The sequence below is a fragment of the Myxococcales bacterium genome (assembly GCA_016706225.1).
Taxonomy (GTDB): domain Bacteria; phylum Myxococcota_A; class Polyangia; order Polyangiales; family Polyangiaceae; genus JADJKB01.
The window spans coordinates 1-25,840 of the sequence record JADJKB010000025.1 but is presented as its reverse complement, the minus strand read 5'-3'; the positions used below and the strand labels follow the sequence as shown (position 1 = coordinate 25,840).

The 25,840-nt window shown below is 69.6% G+C and carries 26 protein-coding genes; 13 read left to right on the top strand and 13 right to left on the bottom strand.

Annotated elements, in window-relative coordinates; all coding sequences use genetic code 11:
* Positions 1 to 51: 51 nt before the first annotated feature.
* Positions 52 to 549: a hypothetical protein gene (locus tag IPI67_38655; GenBank protein ID MBK7586094.1), complete on the top strand. Its 498-nt coding sequence runs from the start codon at positions 52 to 54 to the stop codon at positions 547 to 549.
* A 533-nt stretch (positions 550 to 1,082) separates the two neighbouring features.
* Here the strand turns inward: IPI67_38655 and IPI67_38650 are convergent.
* The 3 genes from IPI67_38650 to IPI67_38640 all read right to left on the bottom strand — a co-directional run bounded on the left by IPI67_38650 (position 1,083) and on the right by IPI67_38640 (position 4,059).
* Positions 1,083 to 1,973, bottom strand: a complete 891-nt coding sequence (locus IPI67_38650) for a hypothetical protein (protein MBK7586093.1) — start codon at positions 1,971 to 1,973, stop codon at positions 1,083 to 1,085.
* A gap of 275 nt (positions 1,974 to 2,248) precedes the next feature.
* On the bottom strand, positions 2,249 to 3,010 hold the full coding sequence (locus IPI67_38645; GenBank protein MBK7586092.1) for a transposase: 762 nt from the start codon (positions 3,008 to 3,010) through the stop codon (positions 2,249 to 2,251).
* 752 nt (positions 3,011 to 3,762) lie between these two features.
* Positions 3,763 to 4,059: a hypothetical protein gene (locus tag IPI67_38640; protein ID MBK7586091.1), complete on the bottom strand. Its 297-nt coding sequence runs from the start codon at positions 4,057 to 4,059 to the stop codon at positions 3,763 to 3,765.
* Here IPI67_38640 and IPI67_38635 point away from each other — a divergent pair.
* Positions 4,018 to 4,875: a hypothetical protein gene (locus IPI67_38635; GenBank protein MBK7586090.1), complete on the top strand. Its 858-nt coding sequence runs from the start codon at positions 4,018 to 4,020 to the stop codon at positions 4,873 to 4,875. The two genes, IPI67_38640 and IPI67_38635, sit on opposite strands and share 42 nt — an antisense overlap.
* Before the next feature lie 127 nt (positions 4,876 to 5,002).
* Here IPI67_38635 and IPI67_38630 read toward each other — a convergent pair whose 3' ends face one another.
* Positions 5,003 to 5,224 carry a hypothetical protein gene (locus tag IPI67_38630; GenBank protein MBK7586089.1) on the bottom strand — a complete coding sequence of 74 codons (222 nt, stop codon included), beginning with the start codon at positions 5,222 to 5,224 and terminating at the stop codon, positions 5,003 to 5,005.
* A gap of 197 nt (positions 5,225 to 5,421) precedes the next feature.
* On the opposite strand from IPI67_38630, the gene IPI67_38625 reads away from it, so the two are divergent.
* From IPI67_38625 to IPI67_38600, 6 genes are all read left to right on the top strand, one after another.
* Positions 5,422 to 6,303, top strand: coding sequence for a hypothetical protein (locus tag IPI67_38625; protein ID MBK7586088.1), 882 nt, complete (start codon positions 5,422 to 5,424; stop codon positions 6,301 to 6,303).
* Positions 6,304 to 6,404: 101 nt separating this feature from the next.
* Complete coding sequence (locus IPI67_38620; protein ID MBK7586087.1) at positions 6,405 to 7,718, top strand: hypothetical protein; 1,314 nt, start codon at positions 6,405 to 6,407, stop codon at positions 7,716 to 7,718.
* The gene (locus IPI67_38615) at positions 7,703 to 9,199 is read left to right on the top strand and encodes a protein kinase (GenBank protein MBK7586086.1); all 1,497 of its coding nucleotides are present in this window, start codon (positions 7,703 to 7,705) and stop codon (positions 9,197 to 9,199) included. The genes IPI67_38620 and IPI67_38615 overlap by 16 nt, the downstream gene beginning before the upstream one ends.
* Positions 9,200 to 9,204: 5 nt before the next feature.
* On the top strand, positions 9,205 to 10,212 hold the full coding sequence (locus tag IPI67_38610) for a PEGA domain-containing protein (GenBank protein MBK7586085.1): 1,008 nt from the start codon (positions 9,205 to 9,207) through the stop codon (positions 10,210 to 10,212).
* Positions 10,213 to 10,246: 34 nt separating this feature from the next.
* Positions 10,247 to 11,407 carry a hypothetical protein gene (locus IPI67_38605; GenBank protein MBK7586084.1) on the top strand — a complete coding sequence of 387 codons (1,161 nt, stop codon included), beginning with the start codon at positions 10,247 to 10,249 and terminating at the stop codon, positions 11,405 to 11,407.
* A 226-nt stretch (positions 11,408 to 11,633) separates the two neighbouring features.
* Complete coding sequence (locus IPI67_38600) at positions 11,634 to 12,098, top strand: hypothetical protein (GenBank protein ID MBK7586083.1); 465 nt, start codon at positions 11,634 to 11,636, stop codon at positions 12,096 to 12,098.
* Positions 12,099 to 12,570: 472 nt separating this feature from the next.
* On the opposite strand, the gene IPI67_38595 is transcribed toward IPI67_38600, so the two are convergent.
* From IPI67_38595 to IPI67_38585, 3 genes are all read right to left on the bottom strand, one after another.
* Positions 12,571 to 13,407, bottom strand: coding sequence for a hypothetical protein (locus tag IPI67_38595; protein ID MBK7586082.1), 837 nt, complete (start codon positions 13,405 to 13,407; stop codon positions 12,571 to 12,573).
* Positions 13,407 to 14,432: a MarR family transcriptional regulator gene (locus IPI67_38590; GenBank protein MBK7586081.1), complete on the bottom strand. Its 1,026-nt coding sequence runs from the start codon at positions 14,430 to 14,432 to the stop codon at positions 13,407 to 13,409. The genes IPI67_38595 and IPI67_38590 overlap by 1 nt, the downstream gene beginning before the upstream one ends.
* Before the next feature lie 2,011 nt (positions 14,433 to 16,443).
* Positions 16,444 to 16,980, bottom strand: a complete 537-nt coding sequence (locus tag IPI67_38585) for a GNAT family N-acetyltransferase (protein MBK7586080.1) — start codon at positions 16,978 to 16,980, stop codon at positions 16,444 to 16,446.
* Positions 16,981 to 17,077: 97 nt separating this feature from the next.
* On the opposite strand from IPI67_38585, the gene IPI67_38580 reads away from it, so the two are divergent.
* The 4 genes from IPI67_38580 to IPI67_38565 all read left to right on the top strand — a co-directional run bounded on the left by IPI67_38580 (position 17,078) and on the right by IPI67_38565 (position 19,370).
* The gene (locus IPI67_38580; GenBank protein MBK7586079.1) at positions 17,078 to 17,866 is read left to right on the top strand and encodes a hypothetical protein; all 789 of its coding nucleotides are present in this window, start codon (positions 17,078 to 17,080) and stop codon (positions 17,864 to 17,866) included.
* A gap of 278 nt (positions 17,867 to 18,144) precedes the next feature.
* Complete coding sequence (locus IPI67_38575; protein MBK7586078.1) at positions 18,145 to 18,471, top strand: nucleotidyltransferase; 327 nt, start codon at positions 18,145 to 18,147, stop codon at positions 18,469 to 18,471.
* Between the two features lie 313 nt (positions 18,472 to 18,784).
* A complete protein-coding gene (locus IPI67_38570) occupies positions 18,785 to 18,970 on the top strand; it encodes a hypothetical protein (GenBank protein MBK7586077.1) in 186 nt (61 codons plus the stop codon).
* A gap of 55 nt (positions 18,971 to 19,025) precedes the next feature.
* On the top strand, positions 19,026 to 19,370 hold the full coding sequence (locus tag IPI67_38565) for a hypothetical protein (GenBank protein MBK7586076.1): 345 nt from the start codon (positions 19,026 to 19,028) through the stop codon (positions 19,368 to 19,370).
* Positions 19,371 to 19,531: 161 nt separating this feature from the next.
* On the opposite strand, the gene IPI67_38560 is transcribed toward IPI67_38565, so the two are convergent.
* The 5 genes from IPI67_38560 to IPI67_38540 all read right to left on the bottom strand — a co-directional run bounded on the left by IPI67_38560 (position 19,532) and on the right by IPI67_38540 (position 23,603).
* Positions 19,532 to 19,708: a hypothetical protein gene (locus tag IPI67_38560; protein MBK7586075.1), complete on the bottom strand. Its 177-nt coding sequence runs from the start codon at positions 19,706 to 19,708 to the stop codon at positions 19,532 to 19,534.
* A gap of 37 nt (positions 19,709 to 19,745) precedes the next feature.
* The gene (locus IPI67_38555) at positions 19,746 to 20,156 is read right to left on the bottom strand and encodes a DUF559 domain-containing protein (GenBank protein MBK7586074.1); all 411 of its coding nucleotides are present in this window, start codon (positions 20,154 to 20,156) and stop codon (positions 19,746 to 19,748) included.
* Between the two features lie 66 nt (positions 20,157 to 20,222).
* Positions 20,223 to 20,717: a hypothetical protein gene (locus IPI67_38550; protein ID MBK7586073.1), complete on the bottom strand. Its 495-nt coding sequence runs from the start codon at positions 20,715 to 20,717 to the stop codon at positions 20,223 to 20,225.
* Positions 20,718 to 20,912: 195 nt separating this feature from the next.
* Complete coding sequence (locus IPI67_38545; GenBank protein ID MBK7586072.1) at positions 20,913 to 22,085, bottom strand: ATP-binding protein; 1,173 nt, start codon at positions 22,083 to 22,085, stop codon at positions 20,913 to 20,915.
* 375 nt (positions 22,086 to 22,460) lie between these two features.
* Positions 22,461 to 23,603 carry a hypothetical protein gene (locus IPI67_38540; GenBank protein ID MBK7586071.1) on the bottom strand — a complete coding sequence of 381 codons (1,143 nt, stop codon included), beginning with the start codon at positions 23,601 to 23,603 and terminating at the stop codon, positions 22,461 to 22,463.
* A gap of 280 nt (positions 23,604 to 23,883) precedes the next feature.
* Between IPI67_38540 and IPI67_38535 the strand changes: the two genes are divergently transcribed.
* A complete protein-coding gene (locus tag IPI67_38535) occupies positions 23,884 to 24,363 on the top strand; it encodes a hypothetical protein (GenBank protein MBK7586070.1) in 480 nt (159 codons plus the stop codon).
* 639 nt (positions 24,364 to 25,002) lie between these two features.
* Here the strand turns inward: IPI67_38535 and IPI67_38530 are convergent.
* On the bottom strand, positions 25,003 to 25,800 hold the full coding sequence (locus tag IPI67_38530; protein ID MBK7586069.1) for a transposase: 798 nt from the start codon (positions 25,798 to 25,800) through the stop codon (positions 25,003 to 25,005).
* Positions 25,801 to 25,840 lie beyond the last annotated feature (40 nt).

Genomic DNA, 25,840 nt, shown 5'->3' with positions numbered 1-25,840 from the left:
CATGATCGCTTTGCTCGGGCTAGCCTCGAGCCCGCGTCGTTCGAAGGCTTGATGCTGGACGTGAAGGACGCGGACTTCGCGCCGCTCATTCGAGGCGACTGGGAAGAGGACATCGGCGCGGGCAAGAACTTCCGCACGTTCGTCAAGCTCGAGGGCAAGAAGCTGGTCGTCACCAGCCATGAGATGCACGCCGACCCGAACTGGCCCGACCACACCATCACTTCCGAGACCAAGGAAGCTCGGGTAAACGACCAGAAGCAATTCGTCGTTACGGGTCTCTGGCGCGTCGAGTCCAACGCCAAAGGATACGAGGGCAAGAAAGTGGAGCCGTCGGACTTCACCTACACCTTCTGGCCGGTGTCCCGGGACATCGTCTGGTTCGACGAAGGACGCCGGAACAACTGGGTCAAGCTGGTGCGCGCGAAAAAAAGTGAGGGCAGTTTCGCAATCGGAGCCGAGCCTCCCGAGCTCACGCAGCCGCCGCGCGCTCTTGGCGGGCCTTCCAGGGGTGACCACGGGCTGACCGGCTGCCGCCTACGGGTCGCCTGAGTTGTAGGCAGCGCAGACGCCCAGGGTGCCCGTCGTGATACATGGGCCGCAGCCCTGGCCGCACTCCAGGTCCGTCGTGCACGAGAGGACCGCACAGATGAGCGCGTCGTTCGGCCCGTCAGTGGGCGATGCATCGCCCGCGTCGCCCGTTCCGCCGTCCTGTAGCGCGTCCCCGCCCCTCCGGCACCACCGCTGAAGTCACTCCGGACTTGTTCGAGCCGCTAGGGTGCATTGACCGTGTGCCTGCTCACCAACCTCACCTCTCTTGCTGACCACCACGCGGGGCGTCGGTGCGATCACACCGCCACCGGCGTGAAGCACTCCTGCGGCGCCGGCGGCTGCACCTAATCTGGTGCCGAAGGGCAGCGCCCGGCTGCACCCTGCCGGCGTGCGGGAAGTCGTGCCCAGCCCGAAGTAACTTGCTCACGGCGGGACCGCTCGGGATGGGGTGCTCGGAGTAGTGGGGATCGTTCTCGCGAAGCGAGGGCGTTGCGCTCACCACACGGTGTCGCGCGCTCGGTGCCGGCGCCGGCTCACTGCTTCGTCCAGGTCGCGACGATCTTGCTGGACGGGTTGATGACGTCGAGCTTGTTGTTCGCGTAGGTGTAGCCGTAGTAGTCGATGGCGTTGACGGGGCAGGTGGCGGTCGCGATCAACGTGCTCCCCCCCGTCGTCCATGTGCCCTTGCGCGTGGAGATGGAGCCCGAGACGGTCTGCTGAGTCGCTTCCTCGTAGCTCGTCGCGCCGAATGTGAAGACCCCACGACTGGGCGTGCTGCCAGGCGTCGCCGGCGGATAGACGGTCAAGGCCGTCAGCACGTAGGTTCCCGCCGGGACGGCGCCGCCCTGCCCGGTCGGTTGGCTTCCCGTGCCCTGGGACGGCACCACGAACGCCCCGGACGGGACCAGCGCGCTGCAGGTGGCGCCCGTACCCCCTGTGCCCCCGCCGCTGCCGCCGCTACCGCCGCTGCCGCCGCTACCGCCGCTCGCTCCGCCGCTGCCGCCGCTCGCTCCGCCGCTACCGCCGCTCGCTCCGCCGCTACCGCCGCTCGCTCCGCCGCTACCGCCGCTCGCTCCGCCGCTGCCGCCGCTCGCTCCGCCGCTACCGCCGCTACCGCCGCTCGCTCCCCCGCTCGCTCCGCCGCTACCGCCGCTCGCTCCGCCGCTACCGCCGCTCGCTCCGCCGCTACCGCCGCTACCGCCGCTCGCTCCGCCGCTACCGCCGCTACCGCCGCTCGCTCCGCCGCTACCGCCGCTCGCTCCGCCGCTGCCGCCGCTCGTTCCGGCGCTGCCACCGCTGCCACCGCTCGCTCCCCCGCTGCCGCTCGCGCCACCGAAGTGCCATGGGCTGGGCGTGGAATCGCCACCGCCACACCCGCTCACGCACAACGCGCCGCTCAACCCAACCGCGCAAGCGAACTTCATGAGCCCCCGTCCGACGCCACAATCGCACACCTGGCTTTGGCCCGCCAGTCCCTGGCGGCACTTCGCGGGACCCGATGACAGCGCACCTGATCGGAGCGACGCGTCCTCTCTAGCTGCGTGCGCTCGGCGACCCGAGCTACATGGCACCTCGGCTCCGACGGCTGTAGCAGTCCGAAGAGGCTGCGCCGCTCCGAGCGATTGCGCAGCGCATAGGGCATTTGAACTGCCAAAACCCACCAAGCCGAGAGTACGCGCTCGACGGCTTCGGGTCGAGATCACCTCCCGCACCCCGACCCCCGGCGCCGATTGGGCTCGCCGGGCGCCGATTGGGCTCGCCGGGTCCTCTGCCGAGCTCGATCACCCTCGCCAAGCGCGCGCGACACACACCTCCGCCCCAGCGAAGTCGCCGGTCGCCTCACCCCTCCCCGAACCCCATCCCCAATTGCTCGGGCACGCGGACGGGGACTCTCGCCGTGGGCGGCGCTCTCGATCCGAGGCCGTCCTCGTGCTCCGCAATCAGCCGCGTGATGGCCGCGCGGCTCGTGGCGACCTCCGCCCACCTCATCGGGCCGGAGCAACGCGGGCACGTCTCGACATCGGCCGCGAACACGTGCGCCAGCAACCACGCCCACCGCTTCCGCCCGACCGGCGCATCGTCCTTCTCGCCGAGCAGCTCGAGGCTGATCGCCTCGAGCCGGAGGTGGCTTGTGACAGGCCGCATCCACGGGCGGCTTGGGCACGACGAGGGCCCGGCGCGATGAGTGGCTCGAGAGCACCCCGAAATACCGGAGCATGTGAAAGCGTGGAGGCGGCACGGCCGCCACCAACCGCGCAATCAGGTCGTGGGGCTCGAGCACCAGCGCGCGGGTGCCGTCCCGCCACACCTTCTTGAAGATGAGCTCGAGCCTGCCGTCCTGCCGGCGCTCGAGGCGGTCCTGCGCGATCGGAGGGCGCGTGATGTATTTAGCGAGCCGCTCCACTCGTCGCCGATCTCGGCCGTCGATGACCTGCGCCGCATGCAAGTTGATGCCGCGCACCTCCGCGATGCCGCCACTGTCTGGTAGAGCAGCGTGCTCTCCGGTCGATGCCGGACGCGCGAGGGCTCGGGACGGGTGTGTGCGGGGTGGCCCACACGACGGCGCTATGGCCAGCGGCGTGCCACCCCGGAAGGCCGATGTTTCCTCGCAAAATCGCGCGGACTCGGGGTGGCGAACCGGCGGCCGCCGGCGGCGATCGCCACCCGCCGCGACCCGCCGCGCCCGAGCTCCCTCCGCGATCACCCAAGCCCGCGCCAACAAGTCCGGCGCTCAGGCCCTTCCGCTTCGCTGCGGCCAGGCACCGCCGCGCCTCCGCCTCGTCCTCGATCTTCCGGCCGCTGCGCGAACGCAGCGGAGAGGCTGAAGAACACCGGCAGGCTTCGCTCGAACGGGTAATCCGTCAGCCTGACACCTGGACGCCGGCTCGGCTGAAGCAAGAGCTGCAGAAAGGCGGCGTGCGCCTCACCAGCGACACCGGGGCGAGATCGTCGCGCATCTGATCAATCGTGCGCTCGACGCCGGCGCGGCGAGCCTGTTTCTGGCGATGCGTCAGGCGCTCGGGCAAGTGCGCGGCGCCTACGCCCTGGCCGCGATCTGCCGGCGTGAGCCCGGGCGCATCGTGATCGCCAAGAGCGCGTCACCCCTGGTGATCGGTATCGGCGAAGGGGAGACGCTGTGCGGTAGCGACATTCCGGCCTTGCTCGGCAGTACGCGCGAGATGATCTTCCTCGAGGACGGCGAGATGGCCGAGCTCACGGCCGAAAGGGCGCCATGGCAACGAAACGGTCCACCAAGGCGTGGCGGTCGGAGGTCGAGGGATGTTCTTCTGACCGTCGCCGATCAAAGGTCCATTCGACCCTGAGCCCATACTTCTGATACGCGAGGTCGGTGAGTCCGGCGATGACCTGGTCGTAGTCCGACCAGTGCCAGTCGATCTCGCGTCCGTCCCAGAAATCGGCGTTCGCGTAGTCGCCGACGACGCCCAGCGCTCGGATGTAATGGAAGCCGTGCTTCGAGAGCCAATCGAGGTTCTGCTCGAGCCGGGCCAAGTCGTTCTTGTAGCCCCAGGCGGCCCACATCAACGTCGCGCCGAGCGCGTTGAAACGCCCCTGATCGTCCGTCAGCGAGCGACCGTCGAGCTTCACCTGACCGGTGCGTTTCCCAACTATGCCTGCGCTGCCTCCCGTCGACGAGCCTCCGCTGCCGGCCCCGCCTCCCGTGCCGCCAGTGCCGCCGGCGGCACAGGCGGCACAGGTGGCACGGGTGGCGGGTGCAGCACGTGCTCGGAGGTCTACAAGGGGACGGCAGCGCCCGCCACGCTGTGCGCGTCGTCGAAGACCCTGTACACGCAGTATGCGACCTGCCTGTGCAAGGACTGCCCGAGCGCTTGCACCACGGACTATTGCACCGCGCCGGGCACCAAGCCCCTCTCGGCGTGCACGCCCAGCGCGTGCGGCGAGTTCTGTTTCAGCGAGGGTCAAACGTGCCAAGGCGACAAGCCCGCGGCCACCGGAGGCACGGGAGGCACAGGTGGCACGAGCACCGGTGGCACGGGCACCGGTGGCACGGGCACCGGTGGCACCGGAGGCACAGGCACGGGAGGCACGGGTGGAGGCACCGGCGCGTGCTGCACGTTGTCGGACTTCTTGGCGGGCAAGGGGTTGACAAACCCAGGGTCGGCGGCGTGCCAGGTGGACTTCCAGAGCGTGCTCGCTTGCGCGTGCTTCGGTCCGTGCAATCCCGGGTGTACCGCCGGCTGGACCGGGTGTCAGGCAGGAGCCACGGGCGCCGGATTGCCTGCGCCCCCCGCGTGTAAGGCGTGCTTGGAGTCCCTCCCGTGCCCAGGATACAAGGTGTGTCCGTAGACGTCGTCGTCACGGCGTGAAGCCGGACGACTGACGCGTCCGCATGACCCGGAATGGAACGTGGTGAGCGGAGTTCGGACAGAGGCGTTCCGCGCGCCGATTGGTTCGCGCGATCTCGCCGGAGCCGTCAGCTACAGTCGTGCTTGGCTTCCCATTCGCCGGTGCAGCTCGCCTTGCAGTCGGACTTGCATTCCTCGGCCTTCGCCACGGTGCCCAACTTGGTGGGAGCCGCTCCAGCGCACGTGCAAGTGCAGCTGCACGTGGTGTCGCCGCCGCTGTCGCTGCCGCAAGCCGAGACGACCAACAGCGCCCACGACGCGAACAAGAAACCTTTGAGTAGACCCTTCACTGTCGCGACCCTCCGCCGGCGGAAACCCTGCCCCGCTGACCCAGACGACGCTATCACCACGAAGCATTGGATTGCCAGGCCCCTCGCCCGCGTCGCCCGAACGAGCATTCGGTTCTCGCACCCCCGACTGACGTCCGTCACCCCGTGTCGCGCGGCCTTGTGCGCCCGGGGCTTCGCTTGGTATCCTCGCGGCTATCGTGAAGCGACCGGGCGGGCGTGGACCGCGACTGATTGGGGTGTTGGGGCTGACCTTGGCAGCGGCCGTCGCTTGTGGCGATGACGCGGCCGATTCGGGCGGCAGGGTGACGCGGTTCTTCGGCGGCAGCGTCGGAGGCGGCACCGGCGGCGGGGCCGGAGACGCCGGCGCGACCTGCAACGGCATCGAGTGTCCGCCACCTCCCGCGGCGGCCGCGGGCCTCGCCGAGCCGTGCTGTCAGACGAACGACAGCTGCGGTTTCAAGATCCCGAGCATCGGCCAGGAGTGCTTGCCGCCCGCTGACACCGACGCTTCGAACCTGGATCCCGATTGCCCGAGCGTCACCTGGCAGGGCAAGACGCTGGCGGGCTGTTGCTTGCCGGACGGCAAGACCTGCGGCGCTGTAGAGAGCCTGGTCGGCACCGGCTGCTTGGACGCGGCTCTGTTCGGCGTCGCGGCCACGGTCGACTGCGACGGGAATCCGGTCACAGGTACTGGCGGCACGGGCGGAACTGGAACCGGCGGAACTGGAACCGGCGGAACTGGAACCGGCGGAACTGGAACCGGCGGAACTGGAACCGGTGGAACTGGAACCGGTGGAACCGGAACCGGTGGAACTGGAACCGGTGGAACTGGCGCCTGCGTGTCCTGCTCCATCGCGCTGAACGTGTCGACCTCCGACCCGACCAAGATCTGCGCAGGCGCCGAGCTGACGAACTGGAACAGCTTGAAGAACTGCGCGTGCAGCGATGGGACAGGAAAGTGCCTCACAGAATGTGGCGCGACGGTGTGCGTCAACAAGTCGCCGGGTGCCGCGGCGGCCTGCAAGACCTGCCTCCAGTCCAAGTGCGTGGAGTTCTACATGACGTGCACTCCGGCATGATGCGGGGGCGCAGCGCCAGTTCTTTGAGCAGGTTCGGGGCAATCCTCCTGCTGCTCGCCGGGCTGCCGGCGTGCTCCGGCGACGAAGAAGAGCCCGGCCGGATGGTCTTGTCGCTCCACGCGGACATGGCCATTCCGAAGGACATCGACACGATTCAGCTCGAAGTGCTCTCGAACGGATCTCCGCGGCCGCCGACTGATCCGATCATCATCGGCAAGGGCGGTCAGCTCCTGCCGGCGACCCTCACTCTGGTGGGCAACTCCAACCCTTCGACCACCGCGACCGTCACGGTCGTCGCGTTCAGCGGGGGACGCCCCCAGACGCTGCGCAAGGTGGTGACCCAGATCCCACCCAAGCGGCTCTCGCTCCTGCGCATTCCCATCCAGTGGTTGTGCAAAGACAACGTCGTGAACACCGGCGGTCTCAACATCAGCAAGTGCCCCGAGGGCCAGAGCTGCATGAACGGCGACTGCATCGAGGACACGGACAACTCGCTGCCCGACTACGGGACCGGCGACGTCTTTGGCGGAGGTAACGGCAAGGACCCGGCCACCGGCACGTGCTTCGACACCGTGACCTGCCTCGACCAGGGATTCGACGTCGCCGTCCAGATCAGCGACTGCTCGCTCGCCCTGCCGTCGGGGGACGAGTCGAGCCTCAACATCGGGCTGGTCACCGAACTTGGCGACGCCGGCATCTGTGGCCGCAAGGATTGCTACGTGCCGCTCGACAAGAGCGATCTGTTCGGTTGGCGCGTCGAGGCGGGGCGCATCAAGCTGCCGCAGGAAGCGTGCAAGCGCATCTCGGAGGGAAGCGTGACCGCCGTGCGACTGGCAACCGGGCCCTGCCAATCCAAGACGGTGCAGATCCCGACCTGTGGACCGTGGTCGTCCGTGGGGGACTCGACCGAGCAAGTCTCCGCCGAGTGCAACAAGCTCTGCGGCTTCATCGACAAATCCGGTTGCATCGACGACACGGCCGAGAAGTGCTTCGCGCGCTGTTATCCGGGCGCCGGCGTCTGCGACTCGGTGATCGATGCCTATGCCGAGTGCGGCAAGGCGTTTCCCTTCCAGGTTTGCCCGAACGCATCGGTGACCCGCACTGTGCCGGCGCCCCAATGCGACCTCCAGGCGGAGCGCTTCCAGGTCTGCCGGAAGTGCGCGCGCGCAGCCATCGACGAGTGTGATTACTGCACCTGCAGCGCCTGCGAGAAGGAGCTGATCGCCTGCGACGCCGACTCCCTCTGCGCCAAGATCCTGGAGTGCGCCGAGCGGGTGCGCTGCCGTGGCCAGGCCTGCGACGCCCCCGGCGCGTGTCAGCAAGAGATGGGCGTCAGCAAACCCGCAGCCGATCTGTTCCTGGCAATCGGCGCCTGCCAGTCCACGGGCTGCACCGCGAAGTGCTCGGGGAGCTGATGGCCGACGCACCGGAGCCCGAGCCCGCCTTCTCGGCGCCGGTGCGCCCGGGCGATGTGCTCGCCAAGAAATACAAGGTCACGAGGCTGCTCGGCGCCGGCGGCATGGGCGTCGTGGTCGCCGCAGACGACATCGATCTCGATCGTCGCGTCGCGGTGAAGTTCCTCTCACCCGAGGGCGCGCAGAACGCCAACATCGTGGCGCGCTTCATGCGCGAGGCGCGCGCCGCGGTCAAGATCACGAGCGAGCATGTCGCCAAGGTGATCGAGGTCGGCCGGCTCGAGACCGGCGAGCCCTACATCGTCATGGAGTATCTCGAGGGCTGCGACCTGGCTGACGTGGTCGCCAAGGGCGCGCTGCCGGTCGAAGAGGCCATGGACTACGTGCTGCAAGCGTGTGAGGCCATCGCGGAGGCTCACGCCAAGGGCATCGTTCACCGGGATCTGAAGCCCGCGAACCTCTTTCTCTCCAAACGAGCCGATGGGTCGCCCATGGTGAAGGTGCTCGACTTCGGCATCTCCAGCATGACGGGGCCAGCCGCGACCGAGCACGCCCTGACGCGCACCGGGGCCATCATGGGCTCGCCCTATTACATGTCGCCCGAGCAAGCCAAGTCCGCGCGCTCGGCCAACGCGCAGAGCGACATCTGGTCGCTGGGCGCCGTCCTGTATGAGCTCATCGGCGGCAGACCTCCGTTCACCGGAGAGACCATGGCGGAGCTGATCGCGGCCATCTTGAGCGTGGAGCCGCCGGCGCTGAGCTCCCTCTGCACCGACGTACCGGAGGGACTCGACGCCGTCGTGTTGCGCTGCCTGAGCAAGGACCCCGGCGTCCGCTACGCCACCGTGGGAGACCTCGCTCAGGCGCTCGCCCCCTTTGCGCCCCAGCGCGCCCGCGTCTCGGTGACCCGCGCCGTCGCCGTTTCTGCGTCGCCGCGAGCCTCAGGAGGTCTGGCGACCGACGATACGCTGCCCGCGGGAGGCACCTTGGTAATGCCCCAGACGGCGCAGGCGAAGTCCCAGGCTGCAAACACGGCCGCCGCTTGGGCGGAGACGCGCGCGCCGGTCGCATCCTCTCGCGGCAAGGTACTGGGTGCGGTGATTGGCGCTCTGGCGGTGAGCGTCGGGCTTGGCGTTGCGTTCACCCGCAACGGCTCGACGGACGCCACCGCAACGCCCGCGGCGACGAGCGCGACAGCAGGCGCCGCAGCTCCGGCCGAAGCGCCGCTCACGCCGGCGGCCACGCCCGTGCCGCCGGGCGACGAGAAGCCCACCGCGAGCGCCGCGCCGGAGGTATCGGCCCCGGCGACGAACGCCGACGCAGGTCGGAAGCCGCTGGCCACGACCAAGACTCCAGGTCCACCGCCGAGCGCCCTGGCCGTGAAGGCCACCCCCGAACCGGTGCCTTCAGCCAAACCGGGACCGGTAACGAAACCCACCGCCTCTGCCAAGACCCCCTCGCTCTCCATGCCCCTCGAGTAGTCGCCATGTCCTCCGCGCGCCCCACCCACCATCGTGTCCTCGCGGCCCTCATGGCCGGGTTGCTCGCGTGCTCGACCCCCGCCGGAGTCGCGGCGCAGGCCGGAGACGAACCGCCACCGGCCGGCGCGAGCGCGCCGCCGTCGCTCGCCGACTCCCTGACCGGCAGCGCAAAGACGGACTACGAGAGCGGAAAGTTGCTCTTTTCCGACGGCGATAACGCGGGCGCCAAGCTGAAGTTCGAGAGCGCGTACGCCGCATCCAAAGATCCTCGCCTCTTGTGGAACCTGGCGGCGTGCGAGAAGAACCTGCGCAACTACTCCAAGGTCCTCGAGCTTCTGGAGCGCTACCTCGCCGACGGCGACGAGAAGGTCACCGAAGAGGCCCGTGCCCGAGCCGTCGAGCTCAAGAAGACCGTGCGCGGCTTCGTCGCCGACGTGACCATTCGGGTCGACCAGGTAGGCGCGAAGATCGCGGTCGACGGCGAGGATCTCGGCACGTCCCCGCTCTCTGGCACCGTTCGACTGAACCAAGGGAGCCGAGTGCTTCGGATCAAGAAGCCCGGGTTCGAACCCTTGGAGCTGACGGTGAAGCTCAACGGGGGCGAGGCGAAGTCCATCGACGTGAAGCTGCTCAAAGAGAGCGCGCAAGCACGTCTCCGGGTGTCCGCCGGGCAAGGTCAGAAGATCGTCGTCGATGGTCGAAGTGTCGGCAGCGGTGAGTGGGAGGGCTTTCTCAAGCCCGGCAGCCACACCGTCCAGGTCAGCGCGCCGGGGATGCGCAGCTACCGCTCCGAGTTCATCTTGGAGCCCAAGCAGACGAAGGTCTCGACCGTGACGCTGGATCCCCTCTCTCGCGATTCGGGTGGCAGCCTCACGCCGTGGCTGCTCGGCGGCGCGGCCCTCGCCGTCGGGCTCGGCGTCGCTGCGTTCTTCGTCTTCAAGAAAGACGAAACCAAGTCCGTCCCCGAGGCACCGGGCACCGTGCCGCCCGGGCAGGTGTACCTCTCCTTTTGAGTCTCCGATGATGCGTACTACTGCAATCGGTACCGTGTTGTGGCTCGTCGCACTGGCGCTGCCCTGGGTGGTCGCGTGCTCCGACGACGCGGGGCCAGGCTCGGTTCCGCGGGGCAAGACCTCGTTTGGCGGGAGCTATTCGGGTCCGGTCACGGGACCCGGCTCGGATGCTTCTCTGCCCAAACCGCCAGACGGCGGCAGCGTCCCGGACTCTTCGGCTTCGCCGAGCCTCGACTGCGCCGACGCCTCTTCGTGGGACTGCGTGTGCGAGCCGGACAGCGTGGCCGCGTGCAGCTGCGGTGACAGCGCGAGCGGGACCAAGACCTGTCGGCCCTCCGGCGCGGGTTACTGGCCGTGCGCGTGTGTGGCCAACGACAAGCTTGGCGCGGTCTGCAGCGCAGACGCCGACTGCGGAGAGGGGCTCACCTGCCTCACCGCCACCTCGACGCAGATCGTCGGGCAGGGACCTGCCGGCGGGCTGTGCACCAAGGCGTGTGCCGCCGACCCAACGGTCTGCGCAAGCATCAAGCCCAGCGCCAAGTGCATCGGCTTCCCAGATCAAGCCTCGACCACGCGATTCTGCCTCGAGCAGTGTGACTTCGGCGACCCGGGGACGGCCAAAGCTTCCAAGTGCCACGGCCGCGTCGACATGGGGTGCTCGCCGATCATCATCCCGGGCCTCGGAGAGGCCGCGCGCGTGTGCCTTCCCAACTGCAACTCGGATGAGGACTGCGGCACCGGGCTCTTCTGCGACCCCGGGTCCGGCCTGTGCAGCGCGACGGCGCCTTCGGGCGATCCGGTCGGCACACCGTGCTCCCAGAGCAACGACACCTGCCGAGGCTTCTGCGAGAAGCTCGATCTGCCGGCAACCAGCGGGTCGACCACGCTCTGCGCCGAGCGTTGCACGGCAGGGGCGATTGCGGAGAGCAAGACGTCCTGCGGATGGAACAAGGCGACGGCCACTGCCGCACCGGCAACCTGCATCTATTACCCGGGCGCGGTCACGGTCCCCGGCTTCGGCGACCGCGGCGCCTGCGGTCAGCTCTGCGACTGCAACGCGGACTGCAAGGCCACCGGGCTCGTCTGTCAGCCGCTGCCCACTCCCCTCGATGCGCTCTTCAAGCGGAAGGGGCAGTGCTCGGCGCCCGTGAAGGTGGATGGCGGAACCAGTCCGGGCATCCCCGTCTGCATCTGAAACCGTCGCGTGGCGTTCGCTGTCGTCAACGGAGTGAGAACTAGGGACAGCGGCTAGACGAACACGCCCGGAGGGCAAGACCGGGGGACGATGGCGGCGCCAGCGGCCCAGGGGCGAGCTCGACGCCGACGCTGGACGCGGCGTGTGCCAGTCGCCGGGCATTCCAGGGGCTCGCACCACTGCCACGAGCGCGCTGGTCGGCGCGAAACGGCAGAGGGCCCACCGTGTGCGGCGGCTCGACAAGGAGGACGAGGCCGTGCAGCTGCCGCTCCTGGCCGAGGCCGGCAAGCTGACCGAGGCCGCGCTCGCCCACGGCCCGCTACGTCTACGCGGAGCGCTCTGCGCGCTGCCGACCGGGAGGGTGATCGTCGCGACGGCGCGCCACGACTCGAGCGACTCGATCGCGGCGGCCCTGCTGAAGATCGGTTGCACGCGCGTGGTGGAGCTCGATCGCGGCTCGCAGCACCCGGCCTTCGTGCACCGCGCGGGCGCGGCGACGCCGCCCCTCGCCAGCTACGAGACCAGCGTGCTCTACGCCGTCGGCCGCCCGATGCTGCCGCACGCCTTCCGCTGGAAGGCCGAGGGCGCAGAGAAGTCGACGAAGCCGACGCTGTGGGACGTGTCTCCCGACATCGGGAAGAAGAAGAAGGCTGCGCCGAAGGTGGTGCCTGAAGAAGGCGCGGCGCCGTGATGCGATAGGTCGCGTCTCGAGCAAGAGCGGCTAGCGGCTAGCCCGAGCAAAGCGATCGTCCGAAGCTGGACGGGCTGATGGGGCTCGGGGAAGTTTGCAGATCGGTGCCCATGCGATCTTCGCGTTCCACCCAGCCTGAAATGCGGGACGCTGTGGCCGGGAGCCAGAGGGTCAACCAGAGCGGAGAGCGGCGCGCGAAGCGGGTCATGTCCCGAGCTTGTCGCGAGGAGGGCGTGAGCTGGGAGGAGGAGGATTGGGTGGACGAGGAGGCGACGAGGCATCGCGGGCCCGATGAGTGAACGCCGCTCATGTCCCTGGCGCTCGCCCACGACCTTGCGATTCCTTGAACAGTTCTCGTGAGGTCGTCCGTTGCTTGGCCGAAGAGGGCTACCGGTCTCGCGTCGGGAGGCCGCTCACTCAGGGGACGGTCTGGAACATCCTGTGCGCCCTTGCGGGTCGCGCCGCCTGAACTTCAAGACCGCAGCGCGTCCAGCAGATCGCGAACCGCGCCCCAAGCGTCGGCCTCGGTTTCGTCCTGTCGTGCATCGAACAGGAACTCCGAGACTCTTCGCGGCCCGAGGCTGTCGATGGTCTCGAAGTCCTCGGAGAGCAGGCGGAGGGCTTCCTTCACTTCCGGTCTGCCAACGTGCGGCGAAAGGCGGGCAGCCACATCGCCAGGGCCACCACCGTAGTTCCGCAGCAGGTAGGCGATGTCGTACGCGTCCTTGTTCTCGCCGCGGCTCCTGAACGCGAGAGCCTTCATGACGATGAACGCGCCGGCCCCACAGACGGAGATCTGCCGGCGTGCCTCCTCGCCGCGGATGGTCACGCCTTGCAGCTCTACTTTCACCTGATCGATGAACGCCAGTCGCAAACCGGGGGCGATGATGGCGGCGAAGTCCGGCTCGATGTTGCGAAGCTGCCCTCCCCTGTCGGTGTCGAGCGTTGGCGGGATGAGGAAGTCCACGGTCACCTTGGGCGGGCCATCGATCTTCCAGCGCTGGCGAGTCCGGTTCCCTCTCTCGTTCTCGTCCGGCCCGAAGCCGGCGGCACGGAGCCTCTCGGTGAGCACCTCGTAGCGCTTGTCGTCGAGGATCGCGACTTCCATGCCGATGTCGAGGTCGAGCGTGCCCACGTGCTTCTCCACCTTCGCCTCGGCCTGGTCGATGAGCAACGTCGGCACGAGGCCACCGACCACCACCAGCTCGTCCAGCAGGTCGCCGAGCTTCGTGGCCAGGTAGAGGCACGCTGCCCGCACGTTCCGCACCTGGGCTGGCTCGTATCCTGCCGCTGTTCTCGGTTTCGCCATCAGGCCTTCCACTTGAGCGCGCGAGATCTCAATTCGGCCGCGGCTTCCTTGGCCCGCTCCGGATGAGCCAGGAGATCGAGGTACGCCTGCACGGGGTGAACGCACTCGATTCCGCCGGCCTTCGTCGAACCGTCGAACACGCCTTCGTCGTTCGGCAGCACGAACCAGACGTTCGCCCCCTTCGGCTCTTCGCGGAAGCCCACGGCGTCGAGCACCTTGTCGTTCGGCACTGAGCCGACGAAGAACGACACGAGGCGGAATCCGGCGAACTCGGTGCGAAGCCACGCTGCCGCCAGCCCGGTCGCGGCGTGTTTGAGCTTCGAGCGCGTGAGCTGCGCTGCCAGCTTCTGGAGCAGCTCGTCACCGCTCCTCGCCGTGACGTGCCCCCGAAGGACGGTGTGCTTGTCGAAGCTGTACACGGCAGACCAAGCATCGAGAAGCAGGTCGGGAGCCGGCACGCGAATGAGCCCGCTATCGTCCCGCCCGACGAGCCCGTCGCCTTCGAGCCGCCGGACTATGCGGCTCGTGAAGCCATCATCGAGGCCGGTTTCGCGAGCGAGGTCTTGCTGGCGAAACGCCTTTGGATGATGCACCAGAAGATGCCGCGCCAATCGCGCGCTCTTTGGCGCGAATACCGATGACGGGCGTCCCCGTCTGAGGAACTTGTTGGGCTTGCCCTCAATGATGACGCGAAGCCCCGGAGCGACGATGCTCGCGTTGCCCGAAAGATCGAACCACGAGACGCCGGCTTCGGCGCAGATACGCTTTCCGACTTCGCCCATGAACGGAGTGGCAACGACGGGCACCGCTTGCTGGCCCTCCGCGTAACGTTTCGCGTGCGCCACAGCTCTGCTGACGCTGGCCGCCTCGGAACTCAACTTTAGCTCCACAGCCAGCTTGAGCGCGCCATCCTCGACGAGGAGATCCGGCCCGTCGCGCTGCTCGACTCGGAAGTGAGGGTGGTCGAGCCACACCCCGAGCAGCTTCCTTGCCTGGTCGATGGCCGCGGTCTCGCTGAGAGGCACCTGCCTATATTAGGTCGCCTGACCCGCGGGTCAACTGGCATAAATTAGTCAGGCACCCGGTCAATTAGCCCGCCAATTACCCCAAAGTGACCGCTCGGTCCTCCACCTGCGACGACGCTCCGGTCTCGGCACGACGCTCTGGGGACTAAGAGTTGATCCCGACGCGAGCCGAAGCGCAAATGTCGTCAGTGCCACGCCCGACGCTTCAATCTCGGCACGACGCGTCCCCCCTGCCGCGTGAGCGCGAGCGAAAGCAGGACGCGGCTAGCCCGAGTAAAGCGATCGTGCGAAGGGCTGATTGGGCTCGGGAAGCCTCAGATCGTTCCTTTGTTCCTGTTCCCGGTCCCCCCCCCGTGGCCCCACCCCCCCCCCCGGGCCCGGGGCCCGGTGCCCCCCTGTGCCGGCCCCCCCCGCTGGGGTGTTTCGCGGGCCCCCGGGGCCGGCCCCCCCCCCCCGCCCCCCCCCCCCCCCCCCCGTTTTTCCCCCGGCCGCGCCCGCACGCCCCGGGGGGTGCCCGCCCCCCCCCGGGCGCGCCGGCGCGCCCCCCCGCGTTCCCCCGGGTGGGCCCCCCCCCCGGGGCTCCCCCCCCCCCCCCCGGCCCCGGCCCCCCCCGGGGGGTCGCCCCCGCCCCGCGCCCCCGCCCCGTTGCCCGCCCCCGCGGGCCCGCCCCCGCCCCCCGGCGGGGCCCCGGCCCCGGGGGGCCCCCCGGGGGGGCGGGCCCCCCCCCCTCCGCCCCCCCCCCCGGTCCCCCCCCCCGCCCGCCTCTCCCGGGCAGGTGCGCTGCCGGGCGCGGCCCCCGGCCGGCCCCCCCCCCCCGGGGGCCCGCCCCCCGGCCCCCCCCCCCCGGGGGCCGCCCCCCCGGGGGTTCCCCCCCGCCCCCCGTTCCCCCCCCCCCCTCCCCCTGCGCCCCCCCCCTTCCCCCCCGCCCCCCGCCCCCCCCCCCCCCCCCCCCCCCCCCCCGGGCGGGGGCGCGGGGGGGGGGGCCCCGGCCCCCCCCTGCGGGGCCCGCGGCCCCCCCCCCCCCCCGCCCCCCCCGGGGCGGGCCGGGGGGGTGCGCGGGGCGGCCCCCCCCGGCGGGGGGCGCCCGGGCATTTTTTTTTCCCCGGGGCCCCCCGGACCCGGGGGGCCTCCTCCCCCGGCCGAGGGGACAAGACCCCCCCCCCCCCCAAGGACCAGGCCCCCCCCCCCCCCCCCCCGGGGGCCCACCGGCCCCCCCCCCCCCCCGGCCCCCCCCCCCCCCCCGCGGCGGGGCGGGCCGGGGCGGCGGCCGGGTCCGCGCCGGGGGGCCGGCCCCGCCCGCCCCCCCCCCCCCGGCTCCCCCCCCCCCCCCCCTTTTCCCCCCCGCCCCCCCCCCCGCCCCCCCCCCCCGGCCCCCCCCGCCCCGCCCCCCCGGCCCCCCCCCCCCCGGGGGCTCCGGCCGGGCCCCGCCCCCCGAGCCCCGCCGGGCGGTGGAGCGCCGGCCCCCGCCTCCCGCGGCCCCGCCCCCCCCCCGGGCCCCCCGGGGCGGCCCCCCCCCCGCCCCCCCCCCCCCCCCCCCCCCCCCCCCCCCCCCCGGCCCCGCGCCGGCCCCCCCGCCCCCGGGGGCGGGGGGCCGCGCCGGCCCCGCCCCCCCCCCCCCCCTTGGGGCGCGGGGGGGGGGCCCCCCCCCCGGGGCCCCCCCCCCCCCCCCCCGGTTGTCCGCCGGGCGCCGCCCCCCCCCCCGCCCCCGCCCCGCCCCCCCCTGCCCTCCCCCGCGGCGCCCCCCCCCCCCCCCCCCCGTCGCTTCCTCCAAAGGGGGGCGGGGGGCGCCGGGCGGCCGTCCCCTCCCCGCGGGGCCGCCAGGGGGGCCCTTCGGCGATCTTCGCGTTCCACTCAGCCTGAAATGCGGGACTCTGTGAGCGCGAAGCGTTGGCTCGGTCCGTCGCGGATCGGGGCGTCGGCTCGCTGGTGACGGACGCCGTCTCGGGAGAAGGACTCCTCGAAGCGTTCGCGGACGTCGCCTCGAAAGGCGACCGCTTCAGCTGAGGCCTGGTCACTCGGCGCGCAGCACGAAGTGCTCGAGCTCGAGGTCGTAGTAGCGGTCGGTACGCCCGAGATGCTTCATGCCAAGCCGGAGAGCGACCGCCCGGGAGCGCTGGTTGGGCGATTCCACCACCGCGTGCAGCTCCGGCAGCGAGAGCTGGGTGAAGCCGCGTTCGACGAGCGCGCGGCCCGCCTCGGTGGCGAAGCCCTTCCCCCAGTGCCGGCGCGCCAGGTGCCAGCCGATCTCGATGTCCGTGCTGAGAGTGCCGTTCGTGCCCGAGGCGGGGGGCGGCTTGAGCAGGACGGCTCCGACCAGCTCCCCGCTGCCCTTGTCGAACAGGGGCCATGACCCGAGTCCCTGGCGGAGCCCGGCGTTGCGCAAGGCCACGGCCTCGAGGCGCGCGCGCATCTCCTCGAGGGTCTGCGCGGGCCCGGTGCCGATGTAGCGCACCACCTCGGGGTCGCTGTAGATGGCGAACGCGCCCTCGAGGTGGTGCTCGGGATCCCACTCGCGCGCTACTAGACGCTCCGTCTCGAACACGTCCATTCGCCGGACGCTACCGCGCAGGCGTCAATCGTCAACTCTTGCGCATGGTGACTGCATCAGGATGGCCAGGGGCGCACCGGGAAGCGTAGAATTGGCCATGACGATCCACGCCCCACCCGCGATGGTGGAGTGCACCCAGCTCCTGGAAGCGACGATCACTCCGCGGCTGAATGCGCTGGGAGTCGAGCACGTGGAGATCGTCGCGCGTGGAGTCCCGCGGTCGGCAAGGTACTGGGTCGGATACCGGCTGGCGCCTGGTGTGCAGCGCACCCAGCGCGAGCTCGCCGAGGAGGTGAAGCTGTATTTCCCCGGCGCCCTCTCGTACATGATGCTCCAAGTAGTTCCGGTCGAACGCTTGCCGGAGACCGATCCCGGCATCCTCGAAGAGCAAAAGAGGCTCCGGCGTCCGACTTGGCAGATGTTCGTCTTCTTCGGCGTGCTCGGTGCCATCCCGCTGACGCTCCTGCTCGGCTTCACCGTGTTCGGGAGGGGAGACCTGATCGTGAGCGCCCCGCTGCGCGGCGCCGGCGCTTCCGAGGCGCGCTTCGTCTCGGACGGCAAGTCGCTGGCACTCTGGGCGTCCCTCGACGGAAGCTTCTCGCGCAACGCCGGCAGCAAGACGCTGAACAAGATCCTGCCCGTACACTACGAGATCGACGTGGTCCACGAAGGCAAGCTCGTGCACCACCTGTCGATCGACACGCAGGTGGGCAGGGCCTCGCAAAAGCTGAATTGCACGATGGCACCGGACTGCGAGGTCTACCTCGAAGATCTGCCCCCGCTGGGTTCTGGGCCGGTGCTGCTGAAGGTCCAGGGAACGCCGCGCGAAGACGTGACGCGGGTGACGGACATGTCCCTCCTGGTGCGGAAGGGCACCTTCTTCTAGGCATCACCACATACAGGGGGGACCGGCGGAGCGAACGCGCCGACGAGCTCGAGTCTCTGATGGGCTCCGTCGACGACTTCGGCTGGCGCGAGAGGCTCGAGGCGGACGACGACCGGGTGCGCGCGCTTTGGATGAAGCTGCGTCTGGCATGCTCGCATGGCTAGCCAGCGAAAGCGTGTGCGCAGGGCACCGAGTCCGAGCTCACCCGCCTCGAGGCCGCCAAGCACGGGATCTTTCCCCGCATCGACGACGCGCTCGAGTTCGCCAAGAACACCCGGGTGCTGCTCCTGGTTCACCGCCCATCGAAGATCGAGGTCGATCTGAGCTTCGGGATGCTGCCCTTCGAGTCGGAGCTGGTGCACCGCGCTCGGGCGACCGAGGTGGGCAAGGTCCGCTTTCCGCTGGCCACGCCCGAGGACGTCATCGTGATGAAGGCGCTCGCGCTCCGACCCCGAGATGTGGGCGACATCGAGGGCATCCTCGAATCGAACGTGGATCTCGACCTCGCGCGCATCCGTGCAACGCTGGCGCAGCTGAGCGCGGCGCTCGAATCAGACGACCACGTCTCTCGTTTGGACGAGATCCTCCGCGCCGTGCGCCGCTGAGACCCGCGGCCGGGGCGTGGGACGTGTCGCCCGACATCGGGAAGAAGAAGAAGGCTGCGCCGAAGGTGGTGCCGGAAGAGGGAGCGGCGCCGTGATGCGCTAGGTCGCGTCTCGAGCAAGAGCGGCTAGCGGCAAGCGGCAAGCCCGAGCAAAGCGATCGTGCGGAACTGGACGGGCTGATTGGGCTCGGGGAAGTTTACAGATCGGCCGTTGTGCGACCTTCGCGTTCCACTCAGCGTGAAATGCGAGACTCTGTGAGACCCAGACCGACTCTGCGACGGCCATCGGCGGTTTCGCCAACCTCCCGCCGGGCTTGGCGGAGGTCGAATACCACCTGGCGAAGACCGGGCAGAAGATCGGAAAGGTGACCGTGCAAGTCCGCGCCTGGCACCTGACGTTCCTGCAGTTCGAGCCGAACCTCCAGGTCGGGCAACGACGGATCGAGCGCCGGATCGAATCATCGTGGCGACGGCACGCGTGCACGACGTTCGACTCGTGACGCGCTTGGTCGACCTGCTTTGAAGCGCGGCGTCGCCGTGATAGGGGCTCGGCTCATGTCCCGCCTGCTGCTCTTGGCCTTGGCGCTTCTGATCATCGACTGCACCCCGCCCACGGAGTTCAAGGGTGAACCGAAGGTGGCCGGGGGTCGCACCGGCTGCGTCGCGAAGTGCAACGCGCAGGGGCTCGAGCTGGCCGGGATGGTGTTCATGGGCGAGTACAGCGATGGCTGCGTTTGCCGGGTGAAGGGGTCGGCAGCGCCGCCGCCCACCGATCAAGCGGGGGCCACCCTCGGCGCCGGCGCGGCGGCAGCAGGCGTGGTCATGGCGAGGCGTGCGCGCGAGGCGGCCGCACGGCAACGACAACAGCAGCAGCAGCAGCAGCAGTCGTATCAGCGCTGAAGCCCGCAGCCCACCTCGGGCGCCGGAGTCGATGGCGGCAGCGCACCGGTCGGAGCCTGCTCGGCGCCGCACGCGACGGTTTGCGCGAGCAGCGCGCAAGCGACGACATCGATGGCGCGACGGCGCGCGCGCACCCGGGCGTCACTTGGGCGGCCGAGCTCTCACGCCACGGTTCGGACGGGGATGTCGTTCCCGTCGGCCGTGATCTCGCATTCCTGGGCGTTCGAGAGCGGCAGCCTCCCGGTCAGCGTCACGTGCACCGGAGTGGTCTTGCCGTCGTGCTCGATGGTTCCATCGAGCTCCCCCACGCCGATGAGCGACCAGCTCTTCTTGTCCACCAGGCGACCGTCGTACTCGAGCTTGAAGCCCCTGCGCCTAGCCCGAGCAAAGCGATCGTGCGAAGCTGGGCGAGTTGATGGGGCCGCAGACTCTGGAACCACTCCCGCGGCGCGACGGCGAAGCGTAGGCGCCCGACGCCGGAGCCGGTGTGCCCGCACCCGCGCGACCGCTTCCGCCAGCGCACGCTCGACAAGGCCCGCTTCCAAGATAGCCGCGCTTCGCGAGCTTGCGGTCGCGCCGGGCATCCGCCGCACCGCGTTCCGGGTGAGCGCCACCGTCCACTTCGATGATGAGCCACCGAGAGGGTGCCACGAAGTCCGCGATGATGGCGCCGCACCTCGACGCCAAGCCGACGCGCGCGAAGCGCAGAGCGGCCTCGGACTCGGTGGGCGCCGCCCGCATCCCGGCGGCGCGGGCGGCGAGGTGCTGTTGACGGCGGAGCTTCAAGCGGTCACGAGCGAGATGGTTTTCGCGTCGGTTGGGCTAAACGCCGCGCGCTGAAGCGTGGCACCCTCAGCGGCTGAAGTAGAGCTGGGCCGAGTACTTCCCGTCCGGGGTCGGGCCGCGCCGCGCGATGGTCAATCCATGCGTCAGGAGCCGCCCGGTCCGGACAGCTCCAGGTCCTGGGCGGCCGGTCAAGGCTCCATAGACCTGCGCAAGGGCCTTCTCGTCAGCGACCTCGATCGATGCTCGACATAGTTTCGCGCGGCACTCGAGTGACGAAACAGCCGGCGCCTCCTTCAACCCGGCGAGGGCGTCTGCGATGGGCTTGCGAAACGATTCGACTTCGGCCGCGCTGAACTGCGTGTCCGCCTCGAACTGAGCGTCGAGTTGCTGGGCCCCCTTTTGGTTCTCGTCTTCCAGGTTAGCGTCCAGCTCCGGACCGGTCGCGGCGTCGGCGAGCGGCGGCGCGGCCGTTGAGAGCTCCGGACGCGGCTTCTCCGTGCGCGCGCAGCCGGCGGCGACGACGAAAAACAACGCAGCTACGGGGTACTTGGCGATAAGCATCGTGACCTCAGTTGTAGTTCCACGACAGGCCGTGCCACGAGCACACTGGTGGGTGGCGCCCGGAGCGACCGTGAGCCAAGCGGCAACGATGTTCGTCGTGCCGTACGCCGGAACGGTGTGAGAACTTGCCGGGGGGCTCGAGGTCGTGCGGGCTTCGGTGGAGGCTCGGGGGACCGAGCTGGCCCGCCGCTGACACTAATGAGCCGCCAGGTCGCTGCGTCTCGCGAGGGCATCCAGGTCGCATAGTGCCAGCGCCGAAATCCGGTCGTCGAGGTCGTAGCTTCGCTGGCCAGGATGGACGACCCAGAGGTGGTCCAAGCGCAGGTCCTCCAACGCTACGCGCATCGACTTCGTTACTGTCGGGGCATCAGCGTGTTTCAGCTCGAAGCCCAGGCGTCGCCGACCTCGAATCAAGAACAAGTCGAGCTCCGCGCCCGCATGCGTCCGATAGAAGTGGGCGTCGCGCTCTGCGGCCAGCCGGTTGATGATCTGTTCGAGTGCGAATCCCTCGAACGAAGCCCCCAGTCTGGGGTGGGCGAACAGATCGAGGCGGCTGCGAATCCCGAGCAAGTAATGGAGAAGGCCGGAGTCGCGCACGTAGATCTTCGGCGCTTTGACCAGACGCTTGCCGACGTTTTCGAACCACGGTTGGAGTTGGCGAACCATGAAGCCGCCGGTCAAGATATCGAGGTAGTTGCGTACGGCCTTCTCGCCAGCGCCCATCGCGCGCGCCAGCTCCGCAGCGTTGAGGGTCTGCCCGTGGTAGTGGGCCAGCATCGTCCAGAATCTGCGCAGCGCGTGAGGTGGCACACGCAGGCCCAGGAGCGGAACGTCACGCTCCACGAACGTGCTCGCGAAGGCGGCGCGCCAAGCGAAGCTCGCTGTCTCCGAGCGCGCGAGCAACGAGCGCGGAAACCCTCCCCGAAGCCAGAGCGCTCCGTGCCCTCGCGCGTCGACCTCCGTCACGTCGAGGCCCGCCATCTCGTGGGTCACGACTCGCCCTGCCAGGCTCTCCGACGCACCACGCACGAGCGTCGGCGACGCACTTCCCAGCACCAGGAACCTGGAACGCAAAGGACGCCGGTCAGCGAGCACGCGTAAGAGCTCGAACAGTCCGGGTTGCCGCTGAGCTTCGTCGATGATGACCAGGCCTCGCAGCGGCCCGAGGACCTGCTTGGCGACATCGGCGCGCAGGGGAGTCTCCGGGTCTTCCAGGTCGAAATAGGTGCTCTTGGTCGACGCCGCGATCTCCCGAGCCAAGGTCGTCTTGCCGCACTGGCGGGGGCCGAGCAGGAGCGTGACGGGTGACTGGCGCAACGAGCGTCGGACTGCGGAGAGCAGAGTCGGGCGCGGGACAAGGCTGGGCACGTCCTTGAAGATACGTCCTACAAGGGAGGATTTTCAAGGATCCAGTCGCGAACGGCGTGACGAAGCACGGCTGGCGCGGCGCGAAACCAGGGTCTGGCGGCGATCAAGGCGTGAGTATCGCTCGTCGATGACGCTGCCGATGCGGAGCACCCGCCCATTCTACGTCAGGCCGAGCAGGGACGCGGGCGGAACGCTGCAGGCGGCCCGGCGCGGGAGCTCGTCGGCGGTGCGCGAGGCGCCTCGAGCGGCCGCGCATGCGCACGCGGAAACGAGGGCGTGTGCAGTGGGCTCAGCTGCGAGCGGAGCGCAGGACCCTGTGAGAAGCAGAATGGCGCACCAAGCGCGCCGCGCCGATGCCCGTCGACCCCGAGCGAATCATCCCCCCGCTTCCTGCACGACCACTCCGAGCACCGCGGCCCGAGGCGCCACTTTGAACCAGCGAACCGTCGCCTGAATCCCATGCGTTCCGGACTGCGCGACGTCGAAGGAACAATCGTTGTCCTGGTTCCATGTCTCGCTCGTCTCGACGCCGCGCCCGTCGAGCGGGCAAGGGACGGCTTTCTTGGAGCCGTCGGGAGCGATCAGCACGACCTCGATGCGGGAGGCCATCAATAGGTTTCGGGTCTCATTCCAGTTTCTCTCGATCATGAGTTGCGGGTCCAGCTGCATGGACGTACGGAACGTGACCCGCTGGCCGGCACGCGCCTGGAACGATGCCTCTGCGCCGGTGCGCAGTAGATCGAGCTGTGCCACCGGAGGCACCTTTGGCTTGCGATACGCGAGCACGAGCCCTAGCGCCAAGGCCCCGACGAACAGCGCGAGCATGACCGGGGCGATCACCGCAGCGTAGAGCCCGAGCCGCACCTGGCTGCGCTGGTCAGCACGCGCCTGCGTGGCAGCGGTGTATCCCCGGACCCAGTCCTCGGCGGCCCGAGGTCCCTGGCTGCGCCCGATCTGGTCCCGCTGCCCGTCGAACGCCGAGGCGAGCCGGTCGGCGATCGGGAGCAGCTGCTCGAGCCAGCTCCCGACCTCCGCTGGCGGCATATGCCTCGCCGCGTTCGAGAGGCTCTTCACCAGGACCACGTTCAGCGTGACCTCCCCGGCTTCGGCTGTCAGCGGGGGCTCTCGGGCCGCAAACTGCTCGACCAACCAGGCTCGAGTGGGACCGTCGAGCGCAGCTTCGACCACGGAGGGCGGGAACCCGTTCAGCAAGAAGAGCCCATCGAACTGCGCATCGCCGGTTCGGACCTCGGGCACGCCATGGATGCGCGTGTTCTTCCGATGATTGACCCGCAGTGTGATCGGGCGATCCCCGAGCGGCACCCCGAAGCGAACGGAGAACAAGAGCCCCCCATCGGTGCTGACGAAAGCGTGGATCCGATGCCCGTTGTACTGGCCATGCAAGTGGTAGCAGGGATCTCCGCCGATGTTCTCGTCCACAATCGGACCGGGACCGATCACGGCCTGCACGCTGGTGAACAGCGTGCGAACGTCCTCATTCGGTCCGAAAATGCTCATCTGCTGATCCTCGCGCGGGTGGGGGGCGCTTCGGCGCGGCGCGGCGGCGCGGCGAGGCGAAGGCACGCACTGATGAGGAAGAGCCGGCGGCGAGCCAGAGGCCGAGACAAGAAAGGGCGAGCGCCTCGAGCATGGGCGGACGCTATCCGGCGCATCATGAGGCGGCAATACGCGAGCAGGAGCCAGCGGTCGGGATAGCGCGACCGTTGCGATCTTTGCCTTCCGTTGCGAGCCGAACTCGGGATTCTGTGGACGGACCTATTTCCGGTATCGTTCGGGCATGCTCGATGCATTGAGGTCCGCTTGGAGTCTCGTGGGCTTTGGCGCGCTCACGGCGCTGGTCGGCGCTTGCGACGATGCTCCCGGGCCCGAGCTCGCTTCGGTAGCGGTCGAGGTCGACAAGCCGTTCGCGCTGGAGCTCACGGCGGACGGAAAGCCAACGCGCCTGTGGCTCGACTACGACTGCCACCTCGGCGGCCCGCCCTTCACCGTGACCGTCCTGGTCAACGCCAGCGGAAGCGAGCAGAAGCTCGAGAACGACACCCTTCACGTCCGCTACTCCGTCAGCAAGAAGACCTCGCACAGCACGGAAGCCAACAAGGGCATGCTCCTGTTCGAGCTGCCTGCCCAACCGTCGGGGAGCAAGGTACGAATCGCGGGCACGCTGCGCCAGAAGCCCGGCCTGGTCATCTCCATTGGCGGAGACGCCAAGCGAGACGCGCCGAGGTGCGCGTCGATGCGGTTCTGGGCGGCAAGCTAGGCCAGGTGAAAGCGCGCGCACGTCTCTTCAGGGGACGAGCAGACCGACCCATATGCGCCGCGCCTTGCCCGAGCGCCTGACGCATCGCCAGAAACAGGCTCGCCGCGCCGGCGTCGAGCGCACGATTGATCAGATGCGCGACGATCTCGCCCCCGGTGTCGCTGGTGAGGCGCACGCCGCCCTTCTGCAGCTCTTGCTTCAGCCGAGCCGGCGTCCAGGTGTGCGCATAGGGCATTTGAACTGCCAAAACCCACCAAGCCGAGTACGCGCTCGACGGCTTCGGGTCGAGATCACCTCCCGCACCCCGACCCCGGCGCCGATTGGGCTCGCCGGGCGCCGATTGGGCTCGCCGGGTCCTCTGCCGGCTCGATCACCCTCGCCAAGCGCGCGCGACACACACCTCCGCCCCAGCGAAGTCGCCGGTCGCCTCACCCCTCCCCGAACCCCATCCCCAATTGCTCGGGCACGCGGACGGGGACTCCCGCCGTGGGCGGCGCTCTCGATCCGAGGCCGTCCTCGTGCTCCGCAATCAGCCGCGTGATGGCCGCGCCTCGTGGCGACCTCCGCCCACCTCATCGGGCCGGAGCAACGCGGGCACGTCTCGACATCGGCCGTGAACACGTGCGCCAGCAATTATGTTTATCGCTTCCGCCCGACCGGCGCATCGTCCTTCTCGCCGAGCAGCTCGAGGCTGATCGCCTCGAGCCGGAGGTGGCTTGTGACAGGCCGCATCCACGGGCGGCTTGGGCACGACGAGGGCCCGGCGCGATGAAGTGGCTCGAGAGCACCCCGAAATGCCGGAGCATGTGAAAGCGTGGAGGCGGCACGGCCGCCACCAACCGCGCAATCAGGTCGTGGGGCTCGAGCACCAGCGCGCGGGTGCCGTCCCCCACCCTTCTTGAAGATGAGCTCGAGCCTGCCGTCCTGCCGGCGCTCGAGGCGGTCCTGCGCGATCGGAGGGCGCGTGATGTATTTAGCGAGCCGCTCCACTCGTCGCCGATCTCGGCCGTCGATGACCTGCGCCGCATGCAAGTTGATGCCGCGCACCTCCGCGATGGGCGCATCCGTCGCGTCCGCGGCACGCGAGCGCTCGGGCAACTCCGCCGGCACGACCAACCGCAAGAGCGGCTTGCCTGCACGCTCACCGCTCACGCCAATGCCCTGAGCTGCCGCCGCGTAACACGCAGCCAGCCCCGGCTCGTCAAAGCAGAGCTCCGGCAGCTCCCGCTCACCGAGCTCGGGGTCGAGCTCCGCCCGTGCGCTTTGAGGATGCTCTCGATGCGGGCCGCAGTGCGCTGCGACCTGCGCCACGTCCGCGTGCGTGGGCGCGTCGAGCTCCCGGAACTCGAGCGGCGCGCGCGGGTCGCCGTCCGCGTGCACGTACACGGAGGGCGGCAGTGGACGGCCCCAGCGGATGAGCGCCAAGCGTGAGCCCATGCTGCGCCTCGACAAAGGTCGACCCCAAGAAGGTGCGCGT

What these genes read in the sequence shown, in the direction of transcription:
- IPI67_38655 (MBK7586094.1), top strand. Translation starts at nt 52, where the DNA reads ATGCTGGACGTGAAGGACGCGGACTTCGCGCCGCTCATTCGAGGCGAC.
- IPI67_38650 (MBK7586093.1), bottom strand. Translation starts at nt 1,973, where the DNA reads ATGAAGTTCGCTTGCGCGGTTGGGTTGAGCGGCGCGTTGTGCGTGAGC.
- IPI67_38620 (MBK7586087.1), top strand. Translation starts at nt 6,405, where the DNA reads ATGGTCTTGTCGCTCCACGCGGACATGGCCATTCCGAAGGACATCGAC.
- IPI67_38610 (MBK7586085.1), top strand. Translation starts at nt 9,205, where the DNA reads ATGTCCTCCGCGCGCCCCACCCACCATCGTGTCCTCGCGGCCCTCATG.
- IPI67_38595 (MBK7586082.1), bottom strand. Translation starts at nt 13,407, where the DNA reads ATGGCGAAACCGAGAACAGCGGCAGGATACGAGCCAGCCCAGGTGCGG.
- IPI67_38585 (MBK7586080.1), bottom strand. Translation starts at nt 16,980, where the DNA reads ATGGACGTGTTCGAGACGGAGCGTCTAGTAGCGCGCGAGTGGGATCCC.
- IPI67_38580 (MBK7586079.1), top strand. Translation starts at nt 17,078, where the DNA reads ATGACGATCCACGCCCCACCCGCGATGGTGGAGTGCACCCAGCTCCTG.
- IPI67_38565 (MBK7586076.1), top strand. Translation starts at nt 19,026, where the DNA reads ATGTCCCGCCTGCTGCTCTTGGCCTTGGCGCTTCTGATCATCGACTGC.
- IPI67_38550 (MBK7586073.1), bottom strand. Translation starts at nt 20,717, where the DNA reads ATGCTTATCGCCAAGTACCCCGTAGCTGCGTTGTTTTTCGTCGTCGCC.
- IPI67_38540 (MBK7586071.1), bottom strand. Translation starts at nt 23,603, where the DNA reads ATGAGCATTTTCGGACCGAATGAGGACGTTCGCACGCTGTTCACCAGC.
- IPI67_38535 (MBK7586070.1), top strand. Translation starts at nt 23,884, where the DNA reads ATGCTCGATGCATTGAGGTCCGCTTGGAGTCTCGTGGGCTTTGGCGCG.
- IPI67_38530 (MBK7586069.1), bottom strand. Translation starts at nt 25,800, where the DNA reads ATGGGCTCACGCTTGGCGCTCATCCGCTGGGGCCGTCCACTGCCGCCC.